This is a genomic window from Stutzerimonas kunmingensis (assembly GCF_014764705.1).
Taxonomy (GTDB): domain Bacteria; phylum Pseudomonadota; class Gammaproteobacteria; order Pseudomonadales; family Pseudomonadaceae; genus Stutzerimonas.
The window spans coordinates 36,722-49,728 of the sequence record NZ_JACXXG010000001.1; the positions used below are offsets into that span (position 1 = coordinate 36,722).

At 58.3% G+C, this 13,007-nt stretch carries 15 protein-coding genes; 13 read left to right on the forward strand and 2 right to left on the reverse strand.

What is annotated here, in order from left to right:
- Window positions 1-203: 203 nt before the first annotated feature.
- Together IEG05_RS00220 and IEG05_RS23455 are read left to right on the forward strand one after the other, a co-directional pair.
- Window positions 204-2,852 carry a beta strand repeat-containing protein gene (locus IEG05_RS00220; protein WP_191121415.1) on the forward strand — a complete coding sequence of 883 codons (2,649 nt, stop codon included), beginning with the start codon at window positions 204-206 and terminating at the stop codon, window positions 2,850-2,852.
- Between the two features lie 212 nt (window positions 2,853-3,064).
- Window positions 3,065-3,190 (forward strand): hypothetical protein, encoded by a 126-nt coding sequence (locus tag IEG05_RS23455; protein ID WP_263481081.1) that lies wholly within the window; start codon window positions 3,065-3,067, stop codon window positions 3,188-3,190.
- Window positions 3,191-3,413: 223 nt separating this feature from the next.
- Here the strand turns inward: IEG05_RS23455 and IEG05_RS00225 are convergent, their stop codons facing one another.
- The gene (locus IEG05_RS00225; RefSeq protein WP_191121416.1) at window positions 3,414-4,496 is read right to left on the reverse strand and encodes an integrase core domain-containing protein; all 1,083 of its coding nucleotides are present in this window, start codon (window positions 4,494-4,496) and stop codon (window positions 3,414-3,416) included.
- Window positions 4,497-4,594: 98 nt separating this feature from the next.
- Between IEG05_RS00225 and IEG05_RS00230 the strand changes: the two genes are divergently transcribed.
- The 10 genes from IEG05_RS00230 (at window position 4,595) to IEG05_RS00275 (ending at window position 11,818) form a co-directional block, all read left to right on the forward strand.
- Window positions 4,595-5,560 carry a restriction endonuclease gene (locus tag IEG05_RS00230; protein WP_191121417.1) on the forward strand — a complete coding sequence of 322 codons (966 nt, stop codon included), beginning with the start codon at window positions 4,595-4,597 and terminating at the stop codon, window positions 5,558-5,560.
- A 132-nt stretch (window positions 5,561-5,692) separates the two neighbouring features.
- Window positions 5,693-6,433: an HNH endonuclease gene (locus IEG05_RS00235; RefSeq protein WP_191121418.1), complete on the forward strand. Its 741-nt coding sequence runs from the start codon at window positions 5,693-5,695 to the stop codon at window positions 6,431-6,433.
- Window positions 6,434-6,467: 34 nt separating this feature from the next.
- On the forward strand, window positions 6,468-7,316 hold the full coding sequence (locus tag IEG05_RS00240) for a hypothetical protein (RefSeq protein ID WP_191121419.1): 849 nt from the start codon (window positions 6,468-6,470) through the stop codon (window positions 7,314-7,316).
- 116 nt (window positions 7,317-7,432) lie between these two features.
- Window positions 7,433-7,651 carry a helix-turn-helix transcriptional regulator gene (locus IEG05_RS00245; RefSeq protein ID WP_191121420.1) on the forward strand — a complete coding sequence of 73 codons (219 nt, stop codon included), beginning with the start codon at window positions 7,433-7,435 and terminating at the stop codon, window positions 7,649-7,651.
- Window positions 7,651-7,956 (forward strand): hypothetical protein, encoded by a 306-nt coding sequence (locus tag IEG05_RS00250; protein ID WP_191121421.1) that lies wholly within the window; start codon window positions 7,651-7,653, stop codon window positions 7,954-7,956. The genes IEG05_RS00245 and IEG05_RS00250 overlap by 1 nt, the downstream gene beginning before the upstream one ends.
- 2 nt (window positions 7,957-7,958) lie before the next feature.
- Window positions 7,959-8,111, forward strand: coding sequence for a hypothetical protein (locus tag IEG05_RS00255; protein ID WP_191121422.1), 153 nt, complete (start codon window positions 7,959-7,961; stop codon window positions 8,109-8,111).
- On the forward strand, window positions 8,108-8,347 hold the full coding sequence (locus IEG05_RS00260) for a hypothetical protein (RefSeq protein WP_191121423.1): 240 nt from the start codon (window positions 8,108-8,110) through the stop codon (window positions 8,345-8,347). The genes IEG05_RS00255 and IEG05_RS00260 overlap by 4 nt, the downstream gene beginning before the upstream one ends.
- Window positions 8,347-9,336 carry a toprim domain-containing protein gene (locus IEG05_RS00265; RefSeq protein WP_224742609.1) on the forward strand — a complete coding sequence of 330 codons (990 nt, stop codon included), beginning with the start codon at window positions 8,347-8,349 and terminating at the stop codon, window positions 9,334-9,336. Before IEG05_RS00260 ends, IEG05_RS00265 begins: the two co-directional genes overlap by 1 nt.
- On the forward strand, window positions 9,333-11,018 hold the full coding sequence (locus tag IEG05_RS00270; protein ID WP_191121424.1) for a DUF3987 domain-containing protein: 1,686 nt from the start codon (window positions 9,333-9,335) through the stop codon (window positions 11,016-11,018). Before IEG05_RS00265 ends, IEG05_RS00270 begins: the two co-directional genes overlap by 4 nt.
- Entirely contained in the window at window positions 11,015-11,818 is an 804-nt protein-coding gene (locus IEG05_RS00275; protein WP_191121425.1) for a hypothetical protein, read from the forward strand. Before IEG05_RS00270 ends, IEG05_RS00275 begins: the two co-directional genes overlap by 4 nt.
- Before the next feature lie 144 nt (window positions 11,819-11,962).
- Here the strand turns inward: IEG05_RS00275 and IEG05_RS00280 are convergent, their stop codons facing one another.
- Window positions 11,963-12,355: a hypothetical protein gene (locus tag IEG05_RS00280; RefSeq protein ID WP_191121426.1), complete on the reverse strand. Its 393-nt coding sequence runs from the start codon at window positions 12,353-12,355 to the stop codon at window positions 11,963-11,965.
- A 306-nt stretch (window positions 12,356-12,661) separates the two neighbouring features.
- Between IEG05_RS00280 and IEG05_RS00285 the strand changes: the two genes are divergently transcribed.
- Window positions 12,662-12,976 carry a hypothetical protein gene (locus tag IEG05_RS00285; protein ID WP_224742611.1) on the forward strand — a complete coding sequence of 105 codons (315 nt, stop codon included), beginning with the start codon at window positions 12,662-12,664 and terminating at the stop codon, window positions 12,974-12,976.
- The last annotated feature ends 31 nt before the right edge of the window (window positions 12,977-13,007 follow it).

Genomic DNA, 13,007 nt, shown 5'->3' on the forward strand with positions numbered 1-13,007 from the left:
AAGTTGGTACGTCGGATTGGCTGTAAATTGCGTCTACATAGGTAGGAAGTTCGGCTAAGTCTTTGAAAAGACAAATGAAATATCCGATCAGACTGAAAATATGCCTTTTGCGGTAGGAAAGTGGTCGGAAGCGGGCGCTTCGAGGGCTTCAAAATGCGCGTAAGTCTTTGATGTGTAAAGGGATTGCAGAGTGGCTGGCTATTATGCTCACTACTGGTGCTGATAGCTTCACCGGTACCAGCGGTAACGATACTTTTGTAGCCGCTGACGTTGCCGCTGGCCGCGTTTTGACAGTTGGCGATACGCTGAATGGCGGTATGGGCAGCGACACCCTGAACCTGACCACAGCTGGTGCCGTTACTGCTCCTGTTGGCGCAACTATCTCCAACATTGAGACCGTCAACGTGCTGACCAACAGCACCGTTGATTTGAACACCACTTCCTGGGCTGGTTTGACTGCTCTGAACGTGACTGGGGTCAACGGTGCCGCTGCAGCGGGCTTGACTGCCGCAGCTACTACCGCTGTTACCGTTACTGATAGCGCCTTGGGCGCCGGCAACGTGCTGGTTAATGGTGGTTCGAACGTTACTGTTACCGCAACTGATGCTAGCGCTACTGCTGGCTCTGTTAATGTTGGTGGTACCACTGCTGCATCGGGCGATGTGAATGTCACCACCAATACCAGTCTGACTGATGGCGCTCTTGCGACTACAGGTGCTGGTGACGACGTCACGGTTACCGGTGGTAAGACAGTAACCGTCACTCAGAACCTGACTTCCGCTTCTTCTAATAATGCTGGCGATACTCTGACCGGCGGCGCAATTATCGTGAACGGCAACGCCACCACTACGGGCGTTACCGTTAACCAAACTGCTGCCAAGGCTCAGGTAACTACCGCGACCGGAGTTATTGGTAGCGCAGCTATTGTAAATGGCGCGGTCACAGTTAACGATGCTAACCAAGCTACCGCGACTGCCGACACCATTACTTCCGTCAGCCTCAATGGCTACGGGACTGGTTCGGCCGTCAACTCTGACGCACTGGCTACCCTGAACCTGTCGCGCACTGGCGGTACTCTGAGCGTTAACGGCGGCGCAGCTGATGCTACCCAGACCGCGACTACTCTGGCGATGAATGTGAACGGTCTGACTGGCGCAGCGATCGGCCTGTCTACCCCGTACACCACGCTTAACATCGACAGCAAAACCGCCGCTTCTACCATTGCAAACGTGACAGCTGCTGGCGTGACCACCCTGAACGTTTCGGGCGACGCTGCTGTTACCCTGACTAATAACACATTCGGCGCGCTCACCAGCGTAGTGTCCACTAACACTGCAGGTGTCACTCTGGGTACTACTGCTCTGGGTGCTAACGTATCGTTCACCGGTGGTGCTGGTAACGACAGCATTATTTTGTCAAACGCCTTCACTAAAGCCATCACCATGGGCGACGGCAATGACACCGTAACTTACGGCGGTGCTGCTTCTACTGCTGCTGGTCTTGTAGGATCGGTCGCTGCTGGTAATGGCACCGACACCATCAAGATGACTGCTGCTGAGGCTGACGCTGCAGATGGTTCTGCGGCTTTCAACACAGCCTTCACTGGCTTTGAGGTCTTGGATGTTGCTACTGGAGCAACTGACACTACCATCAACTTGGCTGGCATCAACGGTGTCAATAGCGTTGTGACTCGTGGCGTGACTGCTGCTAACACGTTGACTCTGAACGGATTTACTACTGGCGGTAGCTTGACATTGGACGGCGCTGTTGCTGGCACCATCGCTGCCAACGTTAATAATGCTGTTCTGAACGCCGGCGATACGTTCAACATCAAGTTAAGCAACAATGGCGCAGCCGCTAACTTCGGTACCGTTACGGCTGCTGGCGTTGAGACCCTCAACATTTCCACGGTCGATGCCGGCACCACTACCGCACTGAAGGCCGCTACCCAAGATTCGCTGACTCTTGGTGCTAATGCTCAGGCTACCAAGGTTGTAGTTTCGGGTAACAATGGCTTGGCGATCACCAACAATACAGCCAACACTGCCATTACTTCGTTCGACGCGAGCGGTGTTAAGGGTGATGACGCCAGCACTATCGATACTTCCGCTAACCTGGGCGTGACTTTTGCTTCCGTGAACGCCACTGCAACTGCAGCAGTCTCCATCATTGGTGGTGCGGGTAACGATACCTTGACCGGTAACGCTGCTATCGACACTATCACCGGTGGCGCTGGTAACGATATCGTTTCGGGTGGCTTGGGTGCTGACATCATCAATGTTGGCGTTGGTCGCGATGTAATCAGCATTGCTTCCACTGCGGGCACTTCGTCTGACTCCAGCACCGCTGCTTCAGACACCGTCAAGGGCTTTAACCTGTCCTCGGCCATCACCACTGCGGCCGATCTGGTTGGTGCGGGCGGTGCTGCTAACGTGGCTACAGCGTTCCAGGGCTCCACCGCTGGCGGCGCTAACTTCAGCCTGTTGAGCCTGGACATTGATGGCGCCTCCGCTGACCTTCCGCTGAACGTAGAAGGTAATGCTACAGCTCAGGCTGGCCAAGCTGCCGGTGTGACTTACACTGTCAAGGACGGCATTCTGACTCTGGGTGGCGCTGGCGCCGCTACTGTTGACACTCTTGGTGAGTGGCTGGCAGAGGCTCAGGCTGTTGCTGCAACTGCGGGCGACATCCTTGCCTTCCAGTTCGGTAGCAACACCTATGTGTTCGCTGAGAATGGCGCGCAGGACGTTCTTGTCAACCTCGAAGGTGTCACTGGCGCTACCAGCCTGATCGAGATCACAGGTGCAACCACCGCAGCCGCAGGTAGCATCCTGTTTGCTGACATTGCTTAACGATAGAAGAAGGGAGCGTACCTAGTACGTGTCCCCTGATTCTTGAAGCTGTAACGCTATAAACAAGAACCCCGCTTCTCACAAGGAGGTGGGGTTTTTGCGTTTAAGGGGGTAATTGAAACAGATCCCTAAGCTGCACACATGAATCACCCAACCGACGCCCTTGGAATCATCCTTGGGCGTTTTTTTTTGTCCTCAGAAAAGGAAATTCCATGCAGATACTGCAAGACGCAACATCGATCCAGACTGCGCTGGCTACCCAAGCAGAACTGGCCCGATTAATCACGATCCACGTCGAAGTGCTCAGTGAATATCAAGGGTATGAGCTGAGCCTGTAGGGTGCAAAAATCCATCGAAGCCGTTCTCGCGGTCTAGCCCTGCTCAAAAAACGAGCATCCAAGCTCGCCGCTGAGACGATCTGGCGTCCCATGACCAGCCGTTTCTGGTTCTCCTTCCCGGTGCAGCTCCCTTGATTCGCCACATCCGCCAGTTTCCACGCACAGCGACGCCTCGGCTGTAGGCGCCGAAGGCCTGGAAAGGGTGTGCTCGTGTGTTAGGCGGTCAGGCGGCGCGGCGATAGCTGTGATGTAGCCCGCCGAGCCAAGGCACCGTTTCTGCACGCAACGTCCCCGGAACGAAGGAAGCATCGTTCGCCGCGGCTGCTTGTTCCGGAGCCTGACCCTGGTTGGCTTGGTGCGGCCGAGCCGTGTTGTAGAAAGCCTGGTACTCGGTCAACAATCGGTTCAGGTGCGTCTCGTCCAGGGGAACGACGTGGTCGAGCAATTCCTCGGTCAGCGTGCGATTGAATCGCTCCACCGTTCCGTTCTGCCTTGGGCAACCTACCGCAGTGCGTACAACCTGGACACCCATCGCCGGCAGGGTGTGCTTGATGATGGGTAAGAAGATGCTGTCGTGGTCCATCAGCATCATGGCCGGTGCCTCGTCGAAGGGAAACGCTTCGCGCATCTGCTGCGCGACCCAATCGCTGGTCGGGTGCCGTGTGCTGCAGCACCGCACCAGACGCCGCCGCTGGTGATCGATGACCGACAGGATGTATAGCGGACGTGCGCGCCAATCGAAGGTGACTTTGAAGTCCATCGAGGCAAGCAGGTGGCGGTGGTTGGCCAGGAAAGTCGCCCACGATTGACCTGACGGTTTCCGGCTGGAGGGGTTTCGCTTGAGTACGTTGCGCACCGTGCTTTCCGACACGGGCACGCCCAGCTGCTCCGTCACGAGCGCGGCGATGCGCTCGGCGCCGTAAGAAGGGTTCTCCGCCTTGATGTGCAAGATGATCTGCTCGATCGACTTGTCGATTCGAGGACGCCCGACCCGTCTGCCGCTAGGCTTGCCGGAGATCAGCCACCAGTATTTTTTGACGTAGCGGCGATGCCATCCGAGAAGCGTCTGCGGATGAAAGAGCGTGTAGCGGCTCAGCGTTGGCGAAAGCCAGTGGAGCAAGCCCAGCAGCCATTTCTGCGAAGGGCGTAGAGACGGCCGCCTGCCCTTGCGGCGAAGTCCGAGGTTCTCGTTGCGTTCGGCAATGAGCTGGATTTTGCGGGCGAGCGAGACGTAGCGGTCACGCCGCCATCGGCGGTTCTGGAGCCTGCCCAGCAAGTAGCCAAGCAGCAGAGCGAGGAGCAGCAAGGGATTAATCCTTCGCAAAAGATGCGGAGAATATCGCACTGCTGGCGATCTGCGATCACTGCTGACTATCATTAGCTTTACTACGGATAGGTGCCGCAATGCAGGCTTTTGTACTTCGAATCGCTCCAAGCGGAATTGATCGCCTTCACGAGGCGCTAGAAACTGACGAGGTGATGATTGGGTGGTGTCGCTGTGCAGCCTTGATCGACCCGGCGCTCCGTCGTTCGGGCTTCCGCTCGGCTCTAAAACAACAGTATTACCCTACCGATGCGACGCAGCACCGAGCCGGCTCGGCGGCCGGTCATCTCTGGCGGTTCCTTCGTGAGATGAACGTCGGTGATCTCGTTGTGGTGCCTCATGGCACCAGGTTCTTCGTTGGGAGAATTGCCGGGGATGCGTTCTACTCAGAAGAAGGCGTAGCTCGTGATGCGGCCTTCCGACGCGCCGTCACATGGCTGAATAGCAAGAGGGCGATTCCGCGCGAATTTGCCAAGGCTCCGTTAATTTCGCGGATGAAAGTCTATGGCGCTACGGCAGAAGCTACTGATTTGATCGCTGAAATCGAGGATGTCTTGAGCCGGGCTGCGCAGGGCGAAAAGCCCTCATTCGCAGAGGAACTACAGAAGAAGCTGGCGAACGTAGCCGTCGAAGAGCTTCGCAAAGGCCACATGGACTCGTTCGCCTTCGAGCACCTTATCAAAGGTTTGCTGAAATCAATGGGAGCCCAGACAGCCGAGGTTGTCGCCCGCCGCCTTGATAAAGGTGCTGATGTCGTCGCGACTTTCCGCATTGCGGAAACGTTCTCGTACAAGCTAGCTGTCCAGGCGAAGCACTGGGACGAGCGAGCGCCTGTAGGTACTGCGGTTGTTCAGCAGCTGATCGAGGGCATCGAGGACGTAGGGGCTGACCTCGGCATGGTGATCACTTCAGGCACTATCAGCGATAAAGCCTACGACTGCGCGTCGGCCTACACGGCCGAAAGCGGCGTGCGTATCGAATTGGTGGATGGCGAGCAGTTCGCCAAGTTGCTAATCGAGCAGGGAGTCGGTGGGGTCACCGTGTGAATGGATGACTCATTGCACCGCTCTGCAAAACAAGCGGTTTCGTTTGAAGTCCTGCGCTCATCCGAAGAAGAACACGTTGCGTTGCTTCTTGGATGGTAAGCGCCATAACTTAACTTGGATTTGGATTGAAATATGGACGTTGTTGCTTCGGTTGCGGAAATCAAAGAGAACCTTGAGCTTTTCGAGAGATATCTTTGCGAGGGTTCGAGTGAAGAGCAAGCCTTCTGTGTCGGTTTAATACAGAAGGGACGCTGCTTTGTCGCCTATCAAGCCGGTGCCGAAACTCGCTTCGCTCCGAGCCGCTACATTGGCTACGCACACAATTCGATGGTTGTGCATAAGCGGGAGAAGGAAGGCATAGATGGGAGAAAAACCGACCCGGCTATAAACAAGCTACTCGGCAAACTGGCGCAAGATGACCGGCTGGAACGTGAATACCTAAAATATTGCCGCAACCTGGGTGTCCAGCCTTACGAGAACAAGAGGAAATTTTGGTTTCTCGAGCTCGGCGATCGTGACTTTGACGAAAATGAAAGGACGGGAGAGGGCTTTCCAGAAGGGAAGATCATCGAGCGAAAACACACTGCTCGGGAGCGAAGCTCGGTTCTGGTGACTCAAGCGAAGGCGCAGTTCAAAAAAATGAATAAGCGGCTGTTCTGCGAGGCGTGCGGTTTTGATTTTGAGGCTGTTTATGGGAACAGAGGAGCTGATTTCATCGAGGCTCATCACCAGATCCCCGTTAGCGAAATGGAGGCCTCGCAGAAAACTAAGATTTCTGATTTGGCGATGGTGTGCTCGAACTGTCATCGGATATTGCATCGCTCAAGGCCCTGGCTGACTGTTCTGCAGCTGAAGCGGCTGCTCACCACGTAACCCGTCCTGGTATGAGGTAACGCTAGCAATGAGCATGAGCGATCCGACCGATAACAAGTTGCTGCCTAGCAATGGTTCGTCTCCAGCGCCGTCAGCGCAGAAATCGGACCTAACGCCCACCGAGCTTCACGACGGTCATGTCTTGGCTCGCTTCCGACATCTTCCTCCTCTCGAAGCCGACGCCAGCCTGTACATCATGGCCAGGGACAGCCAGAAGGCACACCTCGAGCTGCTGGAACGGTTCCTCTTGTTCTGCCGGCGTGGCTCCGTCTTGCCTGCAGCCGATGCGGCCCATGCAGTGCAAACGCTCACTGAGCTGGCCGAACAGAAGCGCAAAGGGTTTCGTCAGTGGAAAGCTCGGCAGGCCAGTCGCAAGAGCAATGCCGGCCGTCCTTCCCCGCATGCAAACGGCGAGGATTACGCTCTGGCTTTGGAGGCGTTGGCCGCAGACGTCGCCACCAGTCCAAAGATTGATGTCACTGCACATCGGCTCGCCTTTGAAATGCTGGAAGCTGAACGTCAGAAGCATGCACTTCAGCTGAAAGCCTGTCGGGAAAAGGCCCTACCTCCGCCGCGTCGTACTCGCGGTCGACGTACCAATAACGCCCAGAAATTCAACATGGCCATGGACGTCCAGGTCGAGCTTGAAGCTCATCCGGATTGCTCCGAGAACAGTGCGATTCATAAGGTAGCCAAAACCTGGCATGAAAAACATGACGACGCAGATCACTCGGCGCGCGATGCGAATTATCGGGAGAATATGATCGAGCGTTGGCACAAAAAAATTGAAGCCAGCTACTACGAACGCAAGCCCTATCTGCGGAGTACAAAAGAACCTCGTCTCGGTGGGATGATCCCGTTGGAGCTAGTGCTCGATGACTGAACGCATTTTGAATTTCGGGCGTATTTATTCGGGGTGCCGGATTAAGTACCAAATCAATATTCTAGATCCCAAGCGTGCTGCAGCCCGCTCCATTTGTACCTTCTTGGAGTGAGAACATGCTTGATACCCAAACACCGACCGGGCAATCCGGTTTTGATGAGTTATTCGATACGGCAAAGGCTGCAGACTATCTGCACCTCTCGGCTGCGACCTTAATGTCTTGGCGCTCTCGCCATATGGGGCCGCGTTTCGTGCGTATGGGCCGCGCCGTGCGCTATCGCCGTGTGGATCTTGATGCCTTCGTAGTCAGCGGCCTCCAGAAAGGGGGTGCGTAATGGGCACCGACTTTTTCGACGGCTACCAATCGGCTGTATTGGCTGTAGCGAGGATTGCCTCGATGGTTGATCGCCAAGCCCGGCAGACGCTGTTGGCCGAGGCGCTGGGCGACCTGATTGATGTGCCGCTGAACTGGAGCAACCTGCAGGCGACCGACGAGCGCCTGCGCGGCTTTGTGGCCGTGTTCGCTGATGTGCTGGCGGAGCGCGGGGTCCCTGAGCTGCCGGCTGCCATGGCTTTGTTCTCTGGCTCCGTTGCGGTGATCTACCCGACGGCTGTCGCCTCCATCCAACCCGGAGCCTAACCATGCAAGCAAAGAAAAACTGCCAACCGGCGGTTCGGGCATCGCTCGGCCTGAAAAAAGTCTTCACCGATCCGGTGTTCTGGGAGTGCGTGCTGACCCTCGCGCCGCTGCAGGTGCTTGCGTTTATTGGCCTGATGGAGCTGATCCAGCCATGAGCATTTATTCAGGACACCGCATCCAGGACCATGAGGCGTTCGTCCTCTGCGAATTATTTCCGCTGATCATGGGCTACGCCCGAACGTCCGGCACGCCAAACGAAATCGTCTTGGTGGCGGCGTTCATGCACTTGGGGGCCATGTTGAAAAACATGGGGTTGAGCGGCGGCACGTTGCTTGAGTGCATCGATGTCGCGTCGCTGGCGATGTACAACGCGCCGAAGGGGTTGCACTGATGGCTCTGCATCTTGTGATTCAGCGCGTCGCCGAAGCCGCGCTGCTGGCAGCCGATACCCTGCTGGCTGACTGGCTGCCGGACGGCCAACGCAAAGGCGAGGAATACTGGCCAACCAACCCGGTGCGCCGCGACCGCAAGCCTGGGTCGTTCAGTATCAACCTGACCACCGGCGTCTGGCATGATTTTGCGAGCGGCGACGGCGGCGGCGACCTGGTGTCACTGCTGGCTTATCTGCAGGGCTGCCGCCAAGGAGAGGCGTCTCAATTGATCGCCGAGCGTCTGGGCATCTGCATGGGTAAACAGCCAAAGCGAGATTTCCTGCAAGAGGAGGCGGATCGTCAGCGCATTGCCGGCATGCGCGAGCAGCGCCAGCAGCAGGCCGCCGCTGAGCAACAAGCCGAGTGGAGCAAAGCGGCCACCCGAGCGCTGTGCCTGTGGCGCAAGGGGCGACCGGCTGATCCGGCGTTTCCTTACCTGGTCCGTAAGGGCATCGGGCCGTATCACCTGCGCCAGCTTGGGCAATTGCTGCTGGTCCCGATCTATTGGCGCGGCGAATTGGTGTCTCTCCAATTCATCACCCCTGACGGTAACAAGCGCAACCAGAAGGGCGCGCGCATGGCCGGATGCTACTGCCCGTTTGGGCGTATCGAGGCTGCACGCGAGCTCTACATCGTCGAAGGCGTTGCCACTGCCGCGACGCTTCACGAGGAGACGGGGATGCCGGTGGCCGCTGCCATGAGCGCCCGCAACCTGCTGCCGCTCGGTCAGGAATTGCAGCGCCGCTACCCGCAAGCCGTGCTGATCATAGGCGCGGACGATGATCGCCAGGCTGAAGCTGAGGGCAGGCCGAACACGGGCAAGAGTTCGGCCATTGACGCGGCGGCCGCTCTTGGCTGCCAGTACGTCCTGCCGGCTTGGCCAGAGGGAGCGCCTTTACACCTGTCTGACTTCAATGATCTGCGTCAGTGGCGGGAGGTGCGAGCATGAAGCCGCCGCTTATGACCGAAGCTCAGACGCCGTGCATTGAATGGCGAATGCCTGATCCACTGCCGACCCAGCCGCCACCTAAGCCGTACCCAACCGACAGCCTGCCGTTGATCATGCGCAATGCCGTGCGCGCTATTGCGCATCACGTCGCTGCGCCGGAGGTGCTAGCCGGCCAGTGCACGATTGCGGCTGCCGCGTACCTTGCCCAAACGAGGATTAACGCGCCGCATCTTCATAATCCAGACGGCATGCCGTGTTCGTTGTTTCAGTTGGCGCTGGCTGACTCGGGCGACCGTAAGAGCGAGTGCTACCGGCTGGCCTTCAGAATTGTTGAGGAAACCGAGCGCACCGCGCGGGACGAATACGCCACGGCCATGAGCGCGTTCCGGAGCATGCAGGCCGGATTGAGCGGCAAGGCACTGGAGGAATTCAAGGAACAGACCGTTGCGCCGAGCGATCCGCGCACCCTGTATACCGACGCCACGTTTGAGCGCATCGCCGGGGATTTCATCAAGGGCATGGCCTCGGCCATGTGGGCAACGGACGAGGGTGGCCGCATTCTGGGTGGGCACAGCATGAAATCCGACACCATAGCGGCCACGCTCGGCGGTCTTGTGAAGCTCTTCGACAGCGGCAGGGCCGAGCGCGACCGGGTCGGCGAGTTTGGCAATGGCATTGCCTACGATCGCCGCTTTAGCGTGCATATGCTGGCTCAGGAAGTGACGGTGCGCCAAGCGCTCAACGATCCGCTGCTGCAAGGCCAGGGCTTTCTGCCACGCTTTTTACTGGCTGCTGCGCCCTCGTTGGCCGGGACTCGTCTGTTGACCGTTGAAAGCATCAAGGCCAGCGCCTACTACGACCCGGCCGTACAGCGCTACTGGGATCGTTGTAAGGAGATCGCTCGCCTCGAGTCGTTCGTGGGTTCAGACGGCGCCGTTAAGCCACCCGTCATCAGCCTGGAGCCTGACGCGGTTCTCACCTGGCTGGCGTTCTACAACCGCGTCGAGGCGGAGCAAGGCGGCCTCGGGGAGTACGGCGGGCCGCTGAAGCCTTTTGCGAGCCGTAGCGGCGAACTGGCGCGTCGCCTCGCTGCTGTGTTCGCCCTGTTCGAGGGGGAACCGGCTATCAGCGAGCAGACCATGGCGGCCGCCTGCGAGGTTGTTGAGCATTCTCTGTTGGAGTGGTCGCGGTATCTCGGCCACAACGCAGCTGAATCGAACGGCAACCGCGATGCGTTGGAATTATTGGGCTGGCTGAAAACGCATCCTAACGTGCGAACCGTGACTGACTTGATCAAGACGGGGCCGCGCAAGTTTCGCTCAGCCCGCAAAGCGCGGTCCATGTTGACGACCCTGACCTCAACAGGGTGGTTGGCCTTTCCGGGCGGTGGCAACCAGGCATTCGAGCTCAATCCGCACGAGCTGTCCGCAGATGCGGCGAAAGCGGCGAACGTGGCGAAAACCCGCATGCTTACGGGTGCGACTGATGGCGAACCCTTGGCGAACGATGGCGAATCGCACAGAGCGGGTTGGCTCAACCGAATTGAAATTCGCCAGGATTCGCCACCCGTTCGCCATGCCGACAACCCCGAACGCCGGGCCTTTTCGCCACATTCGCCACATTCGCCACTGCCTGCAAGCGAAAACTCCGATGCCATTGGCCAATGGAGCATGACGCTATGAACGCCTTTGATTTGATTGGTCGCGCTATCGAGGCTGGGGTGAAGATGACGCTTGGCGAGTCCGGCCTACAACTCCAGTCGGATCGCCCGCCATGCGCTGCGCTGCTGGCAGAGTTGGTCGCACACAAGGTCGAAATCGTCGAAGCGCTGAGCGCGGCCAACGATCCACTCCAGTCTCGCGTCTGGCTTCATTTGCTGGTCCTCAATAACGGCCGTGTGATACAGCGCGCCGGCAACCAGCCCACCGCCAGCGTTGAGCTGGCAGCAAAGCAGCGGTATGGCCGCTCTGTACTGGCTGTGGTGGCTGTTCCGGGCTTTGAGCGCGTGCTGTGTGATGCCGAGATCACCAAGGCGCTCGCCGGCTCCCTTGAGGCGCCTGGGGCGAATACTGCTGGCTCTGAGCCGTCGGCCAGGTTGTTGACTCGTGTTGCGCGTCTGCTGGGTACCCGGCCTGCCGAGCTGCTGGAGGGTGGGTTTGTGGATCAACATGACTTGATCGAGCAGGCTGGCATGGATGCAAGGCTCATCGCCGACGCGATCGGTTGCAACCCGGCGTGGATCGACAGGCCTCGCCGTGCCGAGGGGATGCAGCTCAACCCCGAGCCGAGTGATAGCGGGCCACAACACGTCGTTCATACCGCCGCGACTGCGCCGCAGGCGTGGCGAGACGCCCGTGACCGGTACGTCAGTCACCGTATGGTCTGCATGCGGTGTCGCTCGCCGTCAGGCTTGCCCTGTGCGGTAGGAGATGAGCTCCGAAGCCGCTACGTCTTGGCGGATTTTGCAGAGGAGGGGCATTGAAGTGAGCCGCTTCGCCTGCTCCGCGGCTCGTCGTCCATGGGCTATGGCCTGCGTTAGTGCTATACGCTTGGCCTCATGGTTCGGCGCTGCTGCGAAGCGGGCAAGGTGGCGCGAGCACGACGCGACCATTGTTAATGCCTAACGCTAGAAGAGCCAGTCGCCGCCTGCCATTGCTGATTTCCAGCTGCCCCAGTCGATATCGGCAGCATCGGCCTGGCGGTGCTCTAGCGCTTCGTAGACGTGATCATGGAAGCTGAGGTGTACGCCCAGTGGGTAAAGCATATGCCATGGGTACTGATCGAGCAGTTGAAGGGCTTCTTCCCAGGTGTCTACCCAGGGCTGTTCTGCTGTTTCGGTATCCAATTCGTCGTGCAGCGCCGCCTCGTTGGTGGCCAGCCGGTACTTCCAGACGCCATCGGTGTTGACACCCAGTAACGTGATCGAGCCTCCCTCGCTTCCGACCTTCAAAATAGGCTGTTCGCCGCCGGCGTTTAGCCGTCCGGCGGCTTCGCCCGGCTCTTTGATTCCGTGTTTCATGTTTGCCTTCCTCAGCTGGCGTCTATCACCTTGCGGGCTGCTGCCCGGCTTGATGGCAGACTGCCTGAAGGCTCCCTTGAAGCCAAGCACAGTCGAGCCGGAGCCGTTTACCTCGGAGGTCTGGCAATTGATGAGAGGTCTGTGCTGCAAATGAATGGCATGACCGATATCGATCCGGATATGGCAGCCAGTCAGCCGGCCTACCCGCAGCCGCCTGGGTAAAACCCGGTTAGGGTTTTCCTAACGACGCTGAATACGCGCTGGCTGAAACTATACTTGCGACCGTGAAGATAAAGGAGCCGCAACATGGCAGACGCGCCTACGGTCAAGGTTGTTGGTACCAATGGTGAAATCTCGCTGGACAAGCGATTCGCTGGCCGACATGTGCTGGTGGAAGAGCATGAGCCTGGCGTCTGGATCGTCCGTACTGCGACGGTCATCCCTGACAATGAGCGCTGGTTGCATGAGCCACAAGCTACGGCCGATCTGCAAGCAGCCATCGGGTGGTCTGCCACCCATGCGGCTCCGGCGCCGATGCGGAAACACCCTGAATCGTCCTGGCCCTGGCGAGCATTGGGCCGCTACCCGGCCGAAGGCAAACCGCCAGAAGGCCCGTCTTAAGCCAAGGTAAGTCGGTCCCGCTTAACTTAAG